Consider the following 18,307-nt stretch of genomic DNA (forward strand, 5'->3'; position numbering starts at 1 on the left):
TTTTTGGGAGTCCGCATCCTCTAGATGAATTCTTCATTAAAAGGTTACTTAATCTCAATCTTCTTTAATGGTTCTTTCGCATCTGCTCGTTTTGGTAATTGCATGGTTAACACACCATCCTTGAATTCTGCCGCAATGGCACTTTCATCAATTCCCTTTAACATAAATTGACGATGATACGATTGACTACTACGTTCGCGCCGAACGAAATGTCCTTCTTCGTCTTTGTCTTCCACAACATTGTTGCGTTCCGCTGCAATTGTTAAAACATCATGATCATAAGTCACATTTAACTCTTCTTTTTTAAATCCTGGTAAATCGGCTGTTAATTCATATTCGGCATCATTTTCTTTAATGTCTACTTGAAATGTGTCATTACCAAAAAACCTAGGGAAGAAACTGTCGAATAAATCATCCATTCTTGCTAACCCACCATCATATCTTGATACTGCATTTGCCATTTTCACTTTCCCCTTTCAAAATTGGTTTTCTCTTACAAGTACAAGCGGCAACACCTGTAAGTCTGGAAGCCTCTCACTTCCTTACACTTATTATTGTACTCACCCTCTAAAAAAATGCAAAGATTTAGCACTCTATTATATTGGGTGCTAAAAATTATTTATTCTCTTGAAGGATTGCTAAAAAAGTGGTGCCATATTTATCCAGCTTATTTTGGCCCACGCCTTTTATTTGAAGAAGTTCTAGTGTAGTGGTTGGTTGTTTCTGTGCCATTTCTTGCAAAGTCTTATCAGAAAAAATGACATAGGGTGGCACCCCCTGTTCTTGAGCCAATATTAAGCGTAGCTGCCGCAAACGCTCGAATAATTCATCATCTATAATTAGCTGTTTAACGACTGTTTGTTTGCGATAAACCCGTTGTTTTCCTCGTAGAACATCCACACTACTTGCAGAAACACTTAGTAACGGGTACTGGCCTTCAGATAACATGAGATATTGTTCCGCCGTCAAATAATCAATCAAGTCTGTGACTTCTTTTTGTGACCAAGTAGCCAACAAGCCATATGTCGTTAGCTGGTCAAATTTCCATTGACTAATTTTTTGATCTTTAGAACCTGTCAAGACTTTGCTAACCAACCCTTTCCCAAAGCGTTCCCCCATCCGTTTGACACAAGACAATACTTTTTGTGCTTCCTGTGTCACATCAATCGCTTCACGCTCATCTAAGCAATTGCTACACTTGCCACACGCCGTACCTGTTTCACCAAAATAGCGAAGAATGTAACATTGCAGACACATTTGCGTATGCGCGTATTGATTCATCTCACGCAATTTCAAATATTCGTTTTGCTTATAGTCAATTGTCGCTTCTGATTGCTCAATAAAAAACTGCTGAATTTGCAAATCTTGGGCGCCGTACAGCAAGATAGCTTCACTTGGTAAACCATCACGACCTGCTCGGCCTGCTTCTTGGTAATACGATTCGATGTTGCCTGGAATTTGTGCATGAATGACAAAGCGCAAATTGCTTTTATTAATCCCCATACCGAATGCATTGGTGGCGACCATGACTTGAATCTGGTCGTACAAAAAAGCATCCTGATTGCGTGAGCGTGCTTCTTCGCTCATCCCACCATGGTACATACCAACTGCAATTTTTTGGTGTTGCAACAAATGATACAAGCGCTCCACTTCTTTGCGCGTACTGGCATAGACAATGCCCGATTGCTTATGATTCACCTTTAAATACTCAAGCAAATACACATCTTTTTGGTCTTTGACGACTTGGAAGGCTAAATTTTCACGTGCAAATCCTGTTTGTATCACTTGCTCTGGTGCAATCATGAGTAATTGGCAAATATCTTGCGCGACTTCTGGTGTTGCGGTCGCAGTCAGTGCGACAATCGTCGGCGTTGTGGCAAATTGCTGCAGCCACTGTGCGAGATACAAATAGCTTGGGCGAAAGTCATGACCCCAATGTGAGATACAATGCGCTTCATCGATTGCCACTAAGGATAAGGTGACGTGTCGCAATAATTCCGTGAACTCTTTGGTTGCTAACCGTTCTGGTGCAACATAAAGCAACGAGACCTCACCTCTTGCCGCCATCCCTAACCGTTGCTGACTTTCGGCAAAAGAGAGACTGCTGTTCACATAGGTGGCTGAGATGCCCATCTCGTTTAGACTATCGACTTGGTCTTTCATTAATGAAATCAGGGGTGAAATGACTAGCGTCAAGCCCTCCATCATCATCGCCGGCAATTGATAGCAAACTGATTTTCCACCACCTGTTGGCATGATACCTAGGACATTCTCACCATTAAGGACGCGTTCAATGATCGCCTCTTGTCCTGGACGAAATTGATCATAGCCAAATGTTTGTTTTAGTCTTTGTTTTAATTCATTCATCGCTTTGTTGCACCTCTCCATTCCTTTCGATTATAGCGAATTCTGTCATCAATTCCTAGCTTCAAAAAAAAATGAACACTTGAAGAGATATACTCTTCAAGCGTTCCTATTTACTTTTTCAGTAGGTAGAAATGTCAGCTGCGCTACTTCTTTTGCCGTCAAGCCATACTTAGTCAAATCAAGCGAGCTTGGCCTCATCTGAGGCTGAGCGACTAAAACATCAATTCCAGCCGGAGTAACGAGCGAGCGCTCAAAACGAATCACTAAGCAACGATCATCAAGATACACAATTGACCACTTGCTTTTTAGAAAAGCGAGTACCCCCCTGCCTCGCCAAGTAAAGCCGCTCTCAGTCCGCGTATCAATGCCACAAATCTGCTTTCGTTTGGCTTTTCTAGTGTAACGAACCGTATCGATCAGTTTTAGAGGCGCTTCTTGTAAAAACTCATACGTGATGGTAGGATACTGGCGCTTGCCACTCGTCCACATGGGAAAGGTCGTCGCTGCAATGTGCCATTTCTTCAGTGACTTCAGCTTGCTTCCTCCTACTTAATTAAAAACGACCGTCTCCGTTACTTGAATTCCTTTGTCCAGTGATTGAATCACGGGGCAATTTTTTGAAACCAATTTGACACAACGCAAGGCTTTTTCTTGGTACTCTTTCTCGATGTGTACAAAAAATGTAATGTCAATCGCTGATAATGGTTCAGCTTGCTTTGATTGGTCTCGATCATAGGATACTTCTATTTTATCAAACGTATAGGGGATGTGTGAATTTTCCAGTACTGAACTATAGACATACCCACCACACGTCGCCGTGGCTGTCACGAGCATTTGGACTGGGGAATAGCCTACCTCTCTAGCCAAGATCCAATTCGTCGGCTCAACGGGTAGCTCAAATTTTTCTTTTCCTTTTTGAATGGTTAATGTTTCAACTGACATGATGGTCACTCCTTACAAAATGATTGGGTCGGACTTCTTGCCACTGAAAGTCCGTCGTTAATTGGATTGGTTCTTGATGAATTGGCTGTTGCAATTGCTGTCTAGCTAACTTTGGATCGGCAATCGGAGCCGCCGCCAATAGTTTTTTCGTATAGGCATGCTGCGGATGTTCGAATAAATCATTCGTTGGGGCTAATTCGACTAATTGCCCTTGATACATCACTGCGATGCGGTCAGAAATATGGCGAATGACCGACAAATCATGTGAAATAAATAAATACGAAAGTGCATATTCCTTTTGCAAGCGTACCAATAACGCCATGATTTGCGCTTGAATCGAGACATCCAAGGCGGAAGTCGGCTCATCGCACAAAATGAATTTAGGTTGGCCGACGACCGCCCGCGCGATACCAATGCGCTGCCGCTGACCACCGCTAAAAGCTTTTGGATATTTGTGAACATCGGCTCCGCTAATTCCCACCGTGGTCAATAGTGCCAAGGCTTTTTCTTTGGCGCTCGCCTTTGATTCACGAAATAGTGGCTCCATGACTAGTTCCAAGGCCGTCATTTGTGGATTCAAAGCAGAATAGGGATCTTGAAAAATAATTTGCATTTCTTGCGAGAGAGTATGCTTTTGGCTAGCTGTCGCATGCTGCAAGTCAATACCATTAAACAACACTTGACCAGATGTGAATGGCTCTAGCTGAAGAATCCCTCTGCCTAGCGTTGTTTTTCCGCTACCAGATTCGCCCACTAGCCCTAGCGTCTCCCCTTTGTAGATGGTTAGACTAATGTCGTTGACCGCATGGACTTGCGTTGTTTGCCCCCGCCAGTTTCTCGACTGAAAGACTTTGTCGGCGTGGGTGACTTGTACGAGTGGTTCTTTATTCATGCGTGCTTCCTCCTAGCCAGACACGATGCGTTGGTGACAATACAGTCCACTCGCCCTCGCTTTGTATTTGGTGTTTTTTGGGCTCTTCAACTAGCTCTTTATCCCCTAAATGAGCCGCTGCTAACAGCTGTTGCGTGTACGGGTGTGCGGCATGATAAAAGATTTCTTCTGTCGTACCTTCTTCAACTAGCTGACCTTGGTACATAACTTTGATTGCATCACACATACCTGCTACGACACCAAAATCATGAGTGACTAACAAGACCGCCAACTGCTCTTCTTTTTGTAGTTGCTGAATGAGTGTCAAAATCTGTGCTTGAATCGTAACGTCTAGTGCAGTCGTCGGCTCATCGGCAATCAACAGTTTGGGTTTTGCTAAGAGTGCCATGGCAATCATCACCCGCTGGCGCATGCCGCCAGATAGTTCATGCGGATATTGCTTCATTCTTCGCTCAGGCAGCGGGATGCCGACTTTCGTCAATTCTTGGATTGCTAACTCTTTTGCTTGGCGCTTAGGGATTCGTTGTTGACGGCGAATCACTTCAATCAAATGATACCCAATCGTGCGGACCGGATTGAGCGATGTCATCGGATCTTGAAAAATCATCGAAATCGGCAGCTTATCTTTGGGCGTGACGGATTGTCCTTGAAAAAGAAAGGTATCATAACTCGCTTGGGCGCCATCAGGTAATAGATTTAACAAGCTTTTCATCGTGATGCTCTTGCCACTGCCTGACTCACCCACAATCCCGACCACTTCCCCTTTATTGACAGATAGTGATAGCGGATGGACCAAGACTTTTTCTTCGTTTTTTGCTGTGTTTAATTTTACTGTTAACTCTTCGATCGTAAGTAAACTCACGCTGCTTGGCCTCCTTGTAGACGACTCTTGACAAAGTCGCCCAGATTATTAAATGAATAGACCGTTAATACGACAAATAGCCCCGGTAAGATTGCCATATAAGGCGCGCTTTGTAGCGTTGCCTGCGCATTTTGCAACAAGCTACCCCATGAAGACATCGGTTGCTGGATACCCATACCTAAAAAGCTTAACGCTGATTCTGTCATGATGGCACTGGAAATACTATTGGTCGCTGCGACAATCAATGTTGGCAAGACCGATGGAAAGACGTGCTTGGCAATGATTGTGAGGGACTTTTGTCCGATAAATCGCCCATAGGCTACATAGTCGCGCTCTTTAGCCGCTAAGGTCTCCGCTCGAATCAAGCGAGCAATGCTCATCCATGAAAATCCACCAATCACGATGACGATGGTCGTTAAGCCTGGTTTTAAGAAGACACTTAAGACAATCACTAAGACTAACCATGGAATTGCAGAGAGCACATCGACCGCCCGCATCAACACATTGTCCAACCAGCCACCGAAATAACCGGCAACTAAGCCAATCACTGTACCGATAAAGGTCGCTGTTAACATCGCCAATATTCCGACTAATAGCGACACGCGCCCACCGTATACCACCCGAATAAAGTAATCTCGACCGACTTCATCGGTCCCAAATAAATGCTGCCAGCTCGGTGGCTGCGACATTTGACTGACGTTTGTTGCAGTCGGATCAAGTGGCAATAGTGGCGCCCCTAGCGAGAGACAAATAAGGACAAGTAAAAAGATGGCGGACAGCAAATAGATTGGATGACGCAAAATACTTTTGAAACTAGAGTGACTTGTATTCATTTCGCGCTCCCTCCTTTACGGATACGAGGATCTACTATCGAGTACAAGACATCGGCAAGCAAGTTCCCTAAAATAACCAACGATGCTGAAAACAACATAACTGCCATAATCACAGGATAATCCAAGCTTTTCGTCGCGCTCATCAAGTAAGGACCGACTCCTGGCCAGCCAAAGATGGTTTCCGTGATAATTGCCCCTGTCACTAACATCGGTAAAGCCATCCCAATTTGCGTCACAATCGGAATCAAGACATTGCGACTAATGTGCCGGCTAAATATTTCCCACTTGGTCGCGTGAAACGCCTTTTGCACCATAACGTAATCTTCTGAGACTTCCTTCATCGCTGATGCTCGAATGTAACGCAACAGCTCTGGGAAGAAGACAATCGTTAAGGTTATATATGGTAAGATGAAATGTGCCAAGTAGTCTGATAAACTCCAAGCTTGTCCGACCGTTTGCATCCCGATAATTGGGAATAAATTCAACTTGTAGCCAAAATAATAAATGAGCAACATCGCCAACCAAAAAGAAGGGACTGCAATACCAATTGAGGCAATCCCATCAATCACGCGGTCTAGCCATTTGCCTTTATTGGCCGCAGCTACTAATCCTAAAGAGACCGCTAAAATCAACGCCGTCACATATGCCGGCAACACTAGTCGAATGGTATTTGGTATTTTGGTAGCTAAATCATTGGCAATACTGTGTTGCGATGCCAATGAGTAGCCAAAGTCCCCGTGAAAAATTTGCTTAATCCATAAATAATATTGCACGAGAAACGGTTTATCCAGACCATAACGTTGACGTAACACTTCCACTTGACCTGGTGACATATTGGGTGTCGTCAATGAGTCAATCACATCATAAGGTGCAAGTTGAATCAAAGAAAAAACAATAAACGAAATCACTAGCAACAAAGGGATTGCTTGTAGTATTCGTTTGAGAATATAACGTAACATGCTTTCACATCGCTTTCTATCAAAGTCAATCAGACAAAACAGGCTGTGCGAGAAATCGCTCTTCTCCGCACAGCCTGGCATTTACTTAATGGTTAATTTCGCCATATCTTCAAACGTATAAATTGGGACAAGTTTGGCATCATCAATGCCTTGAATACGTTTGTTTGCCGCTAAAATCTTTTTGTTATCTACAATTGGGTAGATCACAGCTTGGTCGGCAATTTCTTTTTGTAGATCATCATAAATAGCTTCGCGCTTAGTGGTATCTAATTCAACCGCGCCATCATTGAAGAGTTGATCGACGGTATCATTGGCTAGCTTAAAGTAGTTTGAGCCACCACCCGTTTTAAATAAACGTGCGTATTGATCAGGATCATTTCCCATGATGTAGCCACCTAAGAACATATTGTATTTAGTCGAATCCGCTTTGCGCAATTCTGTGTAAATGGCTGTGCCATCGCCACCTTGCAACTCGACGGTAATACCCACTTTCGCTAATTGTTGTTGAATCAATGTCGCTTGTAGACTTTGCGCTGGATCTGATGCCGTAAAGGCTAGATTAATTTTTAGATCAGACACGCCGGCTTCAGCCAATAATTTTTTCGCTTTGGCATCATCTGTACTGTATTTTTCTACATCATCACTAACAAATTTATTCGCCGGTGGCAAGAATGAATACGGTGTCGCATAATATTTTTCATCTAAGTACGCCGCTTTGTTCATTTCATCTTTGTTTAGTGCATAGAAGATTGCTTGACGAACTTTCACATCTTTTAATTGCTCTGTCTGACTGTTTAATCCTAAATAGCCAATCCGGTTTTCGCTGTATGCATATGTGCTAATCGAATCTGTGTCTAGGTCTTTAATATCTGATGGTAAGACCACTGTCGCATCGACCTCACCCTTTTGTAAAGCAACTTTAGCAGTATTGGTACTTTCAATAATTTGTAACGTCACGTTTTTAATACTTGGCTTGGTGCCAAAATAGTTTTCGTTGGCTTCAAATTGTAAGTATTGTCCACGTTTGTATTCTTTTAATTTGTATGGGCCAGTTCCGACTGGTGTTTCAGGCAATTCACTCACTGAAAAATCAGTAACATCTTTGTAGATATGTTCTGGAATGATAAAGGTTTCAGTCACAATATTATTCACAGCTGCTGCACTAACGGTAGGAAAATCAAAACGCACCGTATAGTCATCAACTTTTACTGCTTTGATTGCTTGATCACCAATCCATAAACTGTCGGCATTTCCATTAGCTTTGTCAGCTTTTTTTGTATACGTAAACACGACATCATCAGCCGTGAATGCTTCCCCATCAGACCATTTGATCCCTTGTTTTAGTTTCACGGTCACTGATTTCCCATCCGCTGCTGGTTCAACTGATTCTGCTAAGACATTTTCTGAGTTGCCGTCGCCATCAACCGCTACTAATGGTGAGAAAATCATATTCGCTACAGTGAGCCCCCATCGATCACTAGTATTGATAGGATTCATAGAACTAGGATCACCACTAATCGCATACGTGAACGTCGATGAATCTGCCGTTGTTGTAGAAGACGTTGTCGTTGATGACCCTGAGCCACAAGCAGCTAAAAAAAGTCCCAAAGCTACGAGCCCCACGCTCAACCATTTCTTTTTCCCCATATATACATTCTCCTCTTCACAACAAAATTTTCTTTCATTTGTACAATATATGTACTGTATATGTACTGTAATCAACCTAACGTCACTTTGTCAAATAACAGAACTTTTTAAAAGAGACTCATTTTTCTGCGATAGTATATATCTATCGCTACTTCTTGTCATAGGCCGCTATTACACTAGCTATCTAGACATGTCCGAGCTCGCCTGATTCTTTTTTTCTATCGCGGAACAGGACTTAGCTCGCTTTGTGCTGCTAAATCAGAGTCAAACAGTACGACAGAATCTCCCATAAAAAAAAGCAGTAAATCCAAAAGTTTGAGCACTAACTTTCAGATTTACTGGTCTTTTATTTGCTGCTGTTGTCTCGCATTTTTAAAATACACTTAGTTGTTTCAATGGCCAATAGCGTAACAGTACTTCACCTTGAATATCGTCTTTGGTCACAAAGCCAAAGATACGACTATCTTTAGACACCAAGCGATTGTCCCCTAAGACAAAATAACTTCCCGCTGGCACCGTCACTTCAAAGTCGGAGGTAAAGCTCGTCGCGGCTTCTGCACGTTCTTGGAATAATGTGCTATAGCTATACTCTGATTGTAATTTATCATCCGCAAAGGCTTTTTTAAATTCGTTTAGATAGGCTTCTTTATAGGTCTTCCCGTTGATTGTTAAGACATCTCCACTCATCTTTACCGTATCGCCTGGCAAACCAATCACACGCTTGACCGCCGTCGTCGATTCATCGTCCGGCTCTTTTGTGGTAATAATATCAAAACGCTCGATTTTTGCTAGTTTATTGACAATCAGGCGTTGACCATCTGCCAAAGTCGGATCCATTGAATGCCCACTCACTTGTACTGGAGTGAATACAAAGATACGAACCACTAAAAATGCAAGGATGATAACGATAAAAAGACCCCAATCACTCAAAAATTTTTTCACTGGACTGACTCCTATTCTTTTTTATGCTTCAGTATAGCATATCCTAAACCGGAAGAATCACCAACCATTTGTAATTAAGAATTTCGCAATCTTTGGATAGAAATCTTATCATTGGCTACTGAAAGTTTGCTATACTAGCTATACTGAACGATAAAGGAGCTTACCTGATGAACTTTAAACGGTTTTCTCAGTTGACACACCGTAAAGGACAGCATTTTTTGACAAAAAATGTGTCTTCTATTCAAATTATTGTCTTTTATTACCTTGCCATGGCAGCAATCGCTTTACTGCTATTTTATTTGCCATTCTTTCGCGTCCCAAATCAAGACGTTTCATTTATTGACCTATTCTTTTTAGCAATTAGCACAGTGAGTGTGACCGGCTTGACAACTATCTCATTGACGGATGTCTTTAATCACAATGGCATTATCTTACTGGAAATACTTTTTCAAATAGGTGGCTTAGGTATTATGATGTTTTCGACATTTTTTGCCATTGTCTCTCGTCGCAAAATTTCCTTAAAGCAACGCCAACTAATTATGACTGATATGAACCAGCCTAGACTAAGCGGAATTGTCAAAATGATTCGAACGACATTTACCATTCTTTTAATTGTCCAAGCAATCGCCGGTAGTCTATTTGCGATTTATTTTAAACTCGGTGGGTATTACGAGCATTGGTCCTCTGCCTTTTTTTATGGCTTCTATCAAGCCATATCGTCGGTAACCAATTCAGGCTTTGATGTCACAGGAGACTCCATCTTACCCTTTGCCAAAGATGGGTTCTTTTTGATTGGAATTATGTTTTTAATCGTGATTGGTGGGATTGGCTTTCCAGTCTTGATGGACCTTCATGAATATAGCTTGCATGTCTTACATAAAAAGCGCAAGCGACTACCGTTTCGTTTCTCGCTTTTCACTAAGATTGCTTCATTGGCCTTTGTCGTGCTTTTTGTGGTCGGTTCGGCTGCAATTTATTTTTTAGAAAAGGACCACTTATTTGTCAGTATGTCCTTTGGTGAGCAACTCTTGAATAGTTCCTTTTATTCAATCACGACTCGGAATGCCGGTCTGCAAATTCACGACCTTAATCAATTTCAAATCACGACGTTGATGTTATTTTCGCTGTTGATGTTTATTGGCTGTAGTCCAAGCTCAGTCGGTGGTGGTGTACGGACGACTACTATGGCGATTATCGGCTTGTATTTGTTTTCTTTTTTAAAAGGCGAAAAACACGTCAACGTCTTCGGACGGAAAATAGCCGATGATGATGTCCAAAAATCCATCGCGGTCTTTATGTTGTCCCTAATGATGTGCTTTTTCTGTGTCTTATTTCTGAGTTCAACAGAAGATTTGCCACTGATTTCGATTATCGTTGAAGTCACCTCTGCCTTTGGAACAACCGGCCTCTCTCTTGGCATCACACCAGAGCTGTCGACAGTCGGTAAGATCGTGATTGCACTCTTGATGTTTATCGGCCGGATTGGCATGTTGTATACTTTGCTTTTATTCATCCCTAAAGAAACACGCGATTTAGGCTATGCCTACCCAACAGAAAAGATTATTATCGGTTAAGTTTCTTAGGATTCATTTGATTTTCACCTGTTACCAGCGCACTGTCTCAAAATTTATGATAAGATATAACACGTTAAAAAGGAAATCGGTCTTGATGGAGGATATTATGGGAATAAGAAGTACGGCCGCTATTCTAGTAGGCAAAAGCTCACAGTGGCTTTTAAAAACATTTTTCAAAGGAGGATCGAGCTTACCTGGTAAGCTAGCTTTACGAATCGATCCCAAAGTATTAGATCAACTAGCAAAAGATTACCAAGTGGTCGTCATTACCGGTACGAACGGCAAAACATTAACGACTGCGCTGACTGTAAATATCTTGCGTCAAGAATTTGATAGCGTCTTAACCAATCCCACAGGTGCCAACATGGTCCAAGGAATTGTCTCGACCTTCTTGTCTGCTAAAGCCAAAAAAGGCGACACAAAATTTGCCGTCTTAGAAATAGATGAAGCAAGCTTACGTGAAGTAACTAAGTACATTAAGCCAGAACTTTTCGTTTTTACCAATATCTTCCGTGATCAAATGGACCGATATGGTGAAATCTACACGACGTATAAACTAATTGTTGAAGGTGCCTCGCAATCACCTGACGCTTTGATTTTAGCCAATGGTGATGCGCCTATCTTCCATTCTGTTAAAACGATCAACCCACAAAAATTTTATGGTTTTGACCACTTGCCTGATAAGGAGCAGCTGGCTCATTACAATACAGATAATGTACTTTGCCCAAATTGCCAGCATATCCTTCATTACAAAATGCTTACATATGCCAATCTTGGCAAGTATTATTGTCCCAACTGTTCCTTCAAACGGCCAGCCTTAGACTATCGCTTGACGGAATTAACAGCCATGACGAATAAACAAGCTTCTTTTGTCATTGATGAAAAACCGTATCAGATTGAAGTCGGTGGACTATACAATATTTACAATGCTCTAGCTGCCACCGCTGTAGCCGAGCACTATCACGTCGCTCCTGAAAAAATTCGCGCAGGCTTAGCGTATGATGAAAAAGTATTTGGCCGCCAAGAAGTCATTCACATAGGCGAAAAAGAATGCACCTTGGTTCTCGTAAAAAATCCAGTAGGCTTAAACCAAGTAATCGACATGATTGGCCTTACACCTGACTCATTCTCACTAGTCTGCTTACTAAACGCCAACTATGCAGATGGTATCGATGTAAGCTGGATTTGGGATGGCAATCATGAAGCCTTTGCCGATATGGAGATTCCCGCAGTCATAGCTGGTGGTGATCGCCACAAAGATATGGCCCTACGCCTGACAGTCGCCGGGATTCCAGCAGAAAAAATTACGGAAGTCGCAAGTATCGACGACACGATTCAAAAAATCCAGCAACTACCAACCAAACACGTCTATATTCTTGCGACCTACACTGCCGTCTTGCAATTACGCAAACGCTTGGCTGAAAAAGGCTTCATCAAAGGAGGCATGAGCAATGACTAAGTACACTTTACGACTCGCACATTTATACGGGAATTTACTAAATACGTATGGCGATAACGGCAACATCTTAATGCTAAACTATGTCGCAAAACAACTCGGCATTACATTAGAGATGGAAGTCGTCAGCATTCATGAATCCTTTGACCCTGAGCGCTATCAGCTTGTCTTTTTCGGCGGTGGCCAAGATTACGAGCAAATGATTGTCTCAAAAGATATTCAAGACAAAAAAGAACCTTTGACAGACTATATCGAAAACGATGGTGTCCTCTTAGCAATTTGTGGGGGGTATCAATTACTTGGTCATTACTATATTGGCGCTGACGGTGAAAAGATTGCCGGTATCGGTGCGCTAGACCACTATACGCTTAGCCAAGACAACCATCGCTTTATCGGCGATATTGTCATCCATAATGACGCATTTAATGAAACATATTATGGCTTTGAAAATCACAATGGCCGCACTTTTCTTGGTGAAGGTGAACGACCTCTGGGGACAGTCGTTCAAGGTAACGGCAACAATGGCGAAGACCAATCCGAAGGCGTCATCTATCGTAATGTCTTTGGCTCATACTTCCACGGACCGTTATTAGCCAGAAATCCAATTTTAGCACAACGGCTACTGAAGACTGCGCTTGTGCAAAAATACGGCGAGGCAGCCTTAGCAGATTTACCCGAGCTACCACTTGCTCAAATTTAAAAAGATAAGGAGACCATAAAAACCAGAAGTTATTTCTCAAACTTCTGGTTTTTTTTCGTAGCTAATTCTGTCACAATCTATTTTTTACATAAAAAAACTCACTAGTTGGGGGCTAGTGAGTCAGGGAGAAAGAAATGAAAAAAAGTTTGGTTTGTTTGGTATGAATGAAGTATAAGACGTCCTCCTTAAACAAACCATAAATGTATTTTTTCTTTCAAAAATTATTCCTTATTCTTTTCGACCAGGCTCTGATGCAATCAACTGCACGTCGCCTTCAATCAGCCAGTCATTGATTTGATTCGGTAAAATAAAACTTGTTCCAGGCGTTAACTCGTAGCTAGTATCACCAACTAAAAGCTTGCCATAGCCTGAAATAGCTGTCACTAAGGTGTAGGGTGCCCGTTTTTTAAACGCGAGTGATCCTTTAACAGACCACTCATAGACGTTGAAAAAGTCTGTTTTTACATACGTGGTGATTGTTGAGTTATCTTTTCTTGCTTCTTGAATAGACGGTGTCGGATAGACAGCAGGAATAGTCGATACATCAATCGATTGTTGAATGTGGAGTTCTCGCTTATTCCCCGTTTGGTCCACACGATCATAATCATAGACCCGATAAGTCGTATCCGAACTTTGCTGTGTTTCTAAAATTAAAATGCCTTTCCCAATGGCATGAATCGTGCCACTAGGAACGTAAAAGAAATCACCCTTACGCACGGGGACTCTACGAAATAGCTCATCCCACGCTGTTTTTTCCACCATTTCCGCAAATTCAGCCTTGCTTTTGGCATGATGGCCATAGATGATTTCTGCACCTGGCTGGGCATCAATCACATACCAGCATTCTGTCTTTCCTAATTCACCCTCATGTTCTTTGGCATACGCATCATCTGGATGGACCTGCACAGACAATTCCTCTTCTGCATCCAATATTTTAACCAATAAAGGAAAGACTGGTTCTGTAGGATTGCCAAATAATTCTTTTTTATTTTGCCAAAGGTCGGCCAAATTTTCACCTTTGAATGGGCCATTTATGACCGTACTAACACCATGCGGATGTGCACTAATCGCCCAGTCTTCCCCTATTTTATCGTTAGGTAATTCAAAGCCAAACACATCATGCAAACGGGTGCCACCCCATATTTTTTCTTGAAATACTGGTTGTAAAAACAATGGTTCCATCGTTACTCCTCGCTTTTCTCTTTTTCACTTAAGTAGCAAGCGACCAACTGATCACGGTGGGTGATGTATGCTTGCCGTTCATCTATTGGGTGCACCCGATTAGACAAAAAAATCAGCCCTGACTGCTGGTCGCAATCAATCAATAAAAATGTCCCTGTATAGCCGGTATGAAACAACATTGTATGTGTTGGACCCACTAATTGCCACCCAATCCCGCGCTTTCCTTTACGATTTGGTGTTTGATCTTGCTGCGTTGCTTGTAGCACTTCTCTTGAGATATAGCCCTCTCCCCCATGCGCATACATCCAAACAAACGCTTCTAAGTCAGCTACATTCGAAAAAAGACCCGCATTGCCTGCGTGCTCACCAAGAATCCGTGCTTTGGGATCATGAACCGTTCCCCTTAGCACCTGACCATTTATTTGCTCGGTTGGCACGACTAACGAACCCTTGGGTGATCCTAGCGAAGTATGAATCATCCCTAGTGGTTCAAATACTTCTTTTTGAAATATGTCTGCTAGCGGTGCCTGATAGATTGCCTCCAATAACAAGCCCAATAAAATAAAACCCGTATCCGTGTAGCTCACTCGCTGGCCTATTTTTGAAGATGCTTGTTGCTGAAGATAGGCTTTTTTTAGCTCATCTGCGGCTAGTTGATCACGGTGTTCAATCCATGTCTGAATGTCTGATGTGTGTGTCAATAAGTGTCTGATGGTCACACGTTTGTCTGCATACTGCGGCAAAAAACGAATGACTGGATCATCTAGCTGCAACTCATGACGATCAAGTAATCGCAAAATGACCGAGGTCGTGCCGATTACTTTGGTTAATGAAGCCACATCAAATAAATAGTCTGCCGTCAGCTTTTCCTTATTCGGGACTGTCGCCGCCCAGCCACTCACCTTGCGCTGAAAGTGACCGTGCTCTAAAAAACTGCCGATATATCCACTATAGACACCCGCAAGCCGTTGTTGCTCCATGAGTGCCAGTGTTTTTTCAAACAAGTCGTTCACCTCTTCTATCTATGGTTAGTTGGTACGCTCAAACCACCATTCCACGCCAACTGAATCGTAGACAGTCAATACTGATTTTTTCTTATCGATGAAAAAGTCGTAATCAGAGTCTAGTAGATTTTTCTCCAGTGCCAATAAATCATTTTGATCTAAGACAAACTTGATAAACTCCAAACCAATCACTTCATCGCTAGTTAATGCCACAGTTGGATCGGATACTTGATTAGCTGTGACTACAAATGACAGTGTTGGACTATGTAATTCTGCTTGCTGATTCAACTCAAAGCCTAATTGGTCAGCTAAAAAGGTTTGCTGTACGTTTTGATCAAGGACGTTTAACGCCACACCGACAAATTGAATCGCTTCGGTTAGACGGATAGAGGTATCTGTTTGATCGCAAACCAAATCAGCGGCATCGACAAGCTGATCCGCTGCCTCTTTTTGATAAGAAATTACCCATTGATTTTCCTCTGGGTCTTTTAGATTCACAGTAACTGTCGCTTCAGTCACGTGGACTTGGTATTCGCTCTCTTGGGTAGCTAATCGTGCAGCAATCGCTGCAAGTTCGGGTAGTGATGGGACTTGCAAGATAATGTGCTGCAATTTTTTGGTTTTCCTAAAATGATCATCGGCACGTGGACTTTCCTCTAATAACAACCGTTCTTCTGGGTGATTGTCCGTCCCCATAATTGCCAATGCATTCTCTTCACTCTTCAATGAAAAACCGATAATATCCCGATAAAACGCAATCATTTTATCGCGGTCTTTTACTCGTATCGCCAATGAAACGAGTTTTGTACTTGGTCCAAGCTGAAATTGCCCCATTCCTTTGTATCTCCTCTCAAGGTTTCTCGCTTCATTTTACTGATAATCTGTCATTCAAGCAAGCAATACCCGAAAAAAGCTAAGAAATGAAGCACTTTTCATTATCTGCACGTTTTTTGAGAATATGGTACACTACTCATAAATAAACAACGGCTTTTAAGGAGGCTTTTTTTGATGGAAAATTGTATTTTTTGTAGTATTTTAGCCCATGACATCCCTAGTCACAAAGTATATGAGGACGACAAAGTGTACGCCTTTTTAGATATCACTCAAGTTACCCCAGGCCATACGCTAGTGATTCCGAAAGTTCATGTATCTGATATCTTTGAATACGACGAAGCACTTGCCGCTGATGTCTTTTCGCGAATTCCAAAAATTGCACGCGCACTTGAAGCAAGCTTCCCTGATATGGAAGGCTTAAATATCATTAACAACAACAAAGAGATTGCCTATCAATCCGTCTTCCATTCTCATATCCACTTGATTCCTCGCTATGGAAAAGAAGATGACTTTGCGTTACATTTTGGCAACCATATGGAAAATTACACAGCAGATGACCTAGCAGCCTTGGCCGAAAAAATCAAAGCGCAGGTGAAAAGCGAATGACATCATTTCTAAAAGGTCTCGTGTTTGGCGCTGGTGTTGGGGGCAGTTTAGGTCTTCTTTTTGCGCCTAAAAAAGGCAAAGACTTCCAACAACAAATTGATACCTATGTCGTTGATGTCACTGACTCTACCAAAGAATTTAAAGAGCACGTCGCACATCTTCAAAGCACGGTCAAAGAAACATCTGACCTTGTCGCTCAGACGGTCCCCGTAGTTTCACGAGCAATCAAAAAAGATATCGATGCTTTTCAATTTCAAGCACAACCACGTATCAAACGAATCAATGACCAAAAGGCACTCTTATCGCAACACCTAAAAGAAGCCAAACAAAAATTAGCTAATACGAAATAGCTTGCTAAAGAAAACATGACAATTCTATGAATTTTATTCGAAAGATTTACCGATTTCTTTTATTCTAATAAAAATATGTTATAGTAGTTGTTGTGATATTTTTACTTTAGAAAATGGGAGTGCTTAAGAATATGAAGAAAAAACTAATTTTGGCAACTTTGGGGCTTTTCAGTGTCATGACCTTAGCTGCTTGCTCTAGCTCAAGCGATGAAACGATTGCTACAATGAAAGGCAATAAAATTACCGTCTCTGATTTTTATGCAGAAGCAAAATTAACTTCTGCCAACCAACAACTGGCTCGTAACATGATTATCTATCAAGCATTTGAAGATAAATATGGTGACAAAGTATCACAAAAACAAGTTGATAAACAATACAACCAAACCGCCAAACAATACGGCGATTCATTTGAATCACAATTGGAATCAGCTGGCTACACAAAAGATTCTTATAAAAAGGCAATCAAACAACAACTTGCAATGGAAGCAGGCTTAAAAGCACACGTGAAATTGACAGATGCTGATTACAAAGCTGCTTGGGAATCTTTCCATCCAGAAGTTGAAGCTCAAATCATCCAAGTTGCCTCTGAAGATGAAGCAAAAGAGGTAAAAACAGAAGCTAGCAAAGATGGAGCAGATTTTGCTAAGATTGCTAAAGAAAAGTCTACAGATAGCACAACAAAAGAAGATGGAGGAAAAGTAACCTTCGATTCTACCTCTACGACCATCCCTGCTGAAGTTCAAGCAGCAGCATGGAAATTAAAAGATGGTGAAATTTCTGATCCAATCGCAGTCACTAACTCATCTACTTACACACAAAGTTACTATATCATTAAAATGGTGAAGACTTCTTCTAAAGGCAATGATATGAATAAATACAAAAAAACTTTGAAAACAATTGCGACAAACACAAAAATCAATGATTCAACGTTCTCAACAAAAGTCATTGGTGAAGTATTGAAAGATCAAAATGTAAAAATTGTTGATAAATCTTTCAGTAATATCTTATCAACCTTTATTGATGCCGCTGAAACGAAAACATCATCTAGCTCAACTTCATCTACTTCAAGTTCAGCAACAACGTCTTCTACTAGCGAAACATCTGAATCTTCTTCAGATACAACTTCTTCATCCAAATAATTAAAAAAAGTAGTTGAA

19 protein-coding genes are annotated in these 18,307 nt (G+C 41.7%); 6 read left to right on the forward strand and 13 right to left on the reverse strand.

What is annotated here, in order from left to right; all coding sequences use genetic code 11:
• Positions 1 to 44: 44 nt before the first annotated feature.
• From HMPREF9088_RS10165 to lepB, 10 genes are all read right to left on the reverse strand, one after another.
• A complete protein-coding gene (locus HMPREF9088_RS10165; protein ID WP_007209168.1) occupies positions 45 to 461 on the reverse strand; it encodes an Hsp20/alpha crystallin family protein in 417 nt (138 codons plus the stop codon).
• Positions 462 to 615: 154 nt separating this feature from the next.
• Positions 616 to 2,367: a DNA helicase RecQ gene (gene recQ, locus HMPREF9088_RS10170; protein ID WP_040367014.1), complete on the reverse strand. Its 1,752-nt coding sequence runs from the start codon at positions 2,365 to 2,367 to the stop codon at positions 616 to 618.
• A 96-nt stretch (positions 2,368 to 2,463) separates the two neighbouring features.
• Positions 2,464 to 2,856, reverse strand: a complete 393-nt coding sequence (locus tag HMPREF9088_RS10175) for a hypothetical protein (RefSeq protein WP_007209170.1) — start codon at positions 2,854 to 2,856, stop codon at positions 2,464 to 2,466.
• A gap of 60 nt (positions 2,857 to 2,916) precedes the next feature.
• Positions 2,917 to 3,309 carry an OsmC family protein gene (locus tag HMPREF9088_RS10180; protein WP_007209171.1) on the reverse strand — a complete coding sequence of 131 codons (393 nt, stop codon included), beginning with the start codon at positions 3,307 to 3,309 and terminating at the stop codon, positions 2,917 to 2,919.
• On the reverse strand, positions 3,299 to 4,201 hold the full coding sequence (locus HMPREF9088_RS10185) for an ATP-binding cassette domain-containing protein (protein ID WP_007209172.1): 903 nt from the start codon (positions 4,199 to 4,201) through the stop codon (positions 3,299 to 3,301). The genes HMPREF9088_RS10180 and HMPREF9088_RS10185 overlap by 11 nt, the downstream gene beginning before the upstream one ends.
• Entirely contained in the window at positions 4,194 to 5,063 is an 870-nt protein-coding gene (locus HMPREF9088_RS10190) for an ABC transporter ATP-binding protein (protein ID WP_007209173.1), read from the reverse strand. The genes HMPREF9088_RS10185 and HMPREF9088_RS10190 overlap by 8 nt, the downstream gene beginning before the upstream one ends.
• Complete coding sequence (locus HMPREF9088_RS10195; RefSeq protein ID WP_007209174.1) at positions 5,060 to 5,896, reverse strand: ABC transporter permease; 837 nt, start codon at positions 5,894 to 5,896, stop codon at positions 5,060 to 5,062. The genes HMPREF9088_RS10190 and HMPREF9088_RS10195 overlap by 4 nt, the downstream gene beginning before the upstream one ends.
• On the reverse strand, positions 5,893 to 6,855 hold the full coding sequence (locus HMPREF9088_RS10200) for an ABC transporter permease (protein ID WP_040367019.1): 963 nt from the start codon (positions 6,853 to 6,855) through the stop codon (positions 5,893 to 5,895). Before HMPREF9088_RS10200 ends, HMPREF9088_RS10195 begins: the two co-directional genes overlap by 4 nt.
• Before the next feature lie 81 nt (positions 6,856 to 6,936).
• Positions 6,937 to 8,502 (reverse strand): ABC transporter substrate-binding protein, encoded by a 1,566-nt coding sequence (locus HMPREF9088_RS10205; protein ID WP_040367024.1) that lies wholly within the window; start codon positions 8,500 to 8,502, stop codon positions 6,937 to 6,939.
• A 372-nt stretch (positions 8,503 to 8,874) separates the two neighbouring features.
• Entirely contained in the window at positions 8,875 to 9,444 is a 570-nt protein-coding gene (gene lepB / locus HMPREF9088_RS10210) for a signal peptidase I (protein ID WP_007209177.1), read from the reverse strand.
• A gap of 167 nt (positions 9,445 to 9,611) precedes the next feature.
• Between lepB and HMPREF9088_RS10215 the strand changes: the two genes are divergently transcribed.
• The 3 genes from HMPREF9088_RS10215 to HMPREF9088_RS10225 all read left to right on the forward strand — a co-directional run bounded on the left by HMPREF9088_RS10215 (position 9,612) and on the right by HMPREF9088_RS10225 (position 13,174).
• Positions 9,612 to 11,018: a TrkH family potassium uptake protein gene (locus HMPREF9088_RS10215; protein ID WP_007209178.1), complete on the forward strand. Its 1,407-nt coding sequence runs from the start codon at positions 9,612 to 9,614 to the stop codon at positions 11,016 to 11,018.
• A 106-nt stretch (positions 11,019 to 11,124) separates the two neighbouring features.
• Positions 11,125 to 12,477 carry a Mur ligase family protein gene (locus HMPREF9088_RS10220; protein WP_040367027.1) on the forward strand — a complete coding sequence of 451 codons (1,353 nt, stop codon included), beginning with the start codon at positions 11,125 to 11,127 and terminating at the stop codon, positions 12,475 to 12,477.
• Entirely contained in the window at positions 12,470 to 13,174 is a 705-nt protein-coding gene (locus HMPREF9088_RS10225; protein WP_007209180.1) for a type 1 glutamine amidotransferase, read from the forward strand. Before HMPREF9088_RS10220 ends, HMPREF9088_RS10225 begins: the two co-directional genes overlap by 8 nt.
• 228 nt (positions 13,175 to 13,402) lie before the next feature.
• Here HMPREF9088_RS10225 and manA read toward each other — a convergent pair whose 3' ends face one another.
• The 3 genes from manA to HMPREF9088_RS10240 are packed head-to-tail and all read right to left on the reverse strand — an operon-like array spanning position 13,403 to position 16,194.
• Complete coding sequence (gene manA, locus HMPREF9088_RS10230; RefSeq protein WP_007209181.1) at positions 13,403 to 14,356, reverse strand: mannose-6-phosphate isomerase, class I; 954 nt, start codon at positions 14,354 to 14,356, stop codon at positions 13,403 to 13,405.
• A 2-nt stretch (positions 14,357 to 14,358) separates the two neighbouring features.
• Positions 14,359 to 15,369, reverse strand: a complete 1,011-nt coding sequence (locus tag HMPREF9088_RS10235) for a serine hydrolase domain-containing protein (RefSeq protein WP_007209182.1) — start codon at positions 15,367 to 15,369, stop codon at positions 14,359 to 14,361.
• Positions 15,370 to 15,384: 15 nt separating this feature from the next.
• On the reverse strand, positions 15,385 to 16,194 hold the full coding sequence (locus HMPREF9088_RS10240; RefSeq protein ID WP_007209183.1) for a CppA N-terminal domain-containing protein: 810 nt from the start codon (positions 16,192 to 16,194) through the stop codon (positions 15,385 to 15,387).
• Between the two features lie 174 nt (positions 16,195 to 16,368).
• Between HMPREF9088_RS10240 and HMPREF9088_RS10245 the strand changes: the two genes are divergently transcribed.
• From HMPREF9088_RS10245 to HMPREF9088_RS10255, 3 genes are all read left to right on the forward strand, one after another.
• Positions 16,369 to 16,800: an HIT family protein gene (locus HMPREF9088_RS10245; protein ID WP_007209184.1), complete on the forward strand. Its 432-nt coding sequence runs from the start codon at positions 16,369 to 16,371 to the stop codon at positions 16,798 to 16,800.
• A complete protein-coding gene (locus HMPREF9088_RS10250; protein ID WP_007209185.1) occupies positions 16,797 to 17,150 on the forward strand; it encodes a YtxH domain-containing protein in 354 nt (117 codons plus the stop codon). Before HMPREF9088_RS10245 ends, HMPREF9088_RS10250 begins: the two co-directional genes overlap by 4 nt.
• 131 nt (positions 17,151 to 17,281) lie before the next feature.
• A complete protein-coding gene (locus tag HMPREF9088_RS10255; protein WP_040367035.1) occupies positions 17,282 to 18,289 on the forward strand; it encodes a peptidylprolyl isomerase in 1,008 nt (335 codons plus the stop codon).
• Positions 18,290 to 18,307: the final 18 nt, after the last annotated feature.

Origin of the sequence: Enterococcus italicus DSM 15952 (genome assembly GCF_000185365.1) — a bacterium.
Lineage (GTDB): Bacteria > Bacillota > Bacilli > Lactobacillales > Enterococcaceae > Enterococcus_G > Enterococcus_G italicus.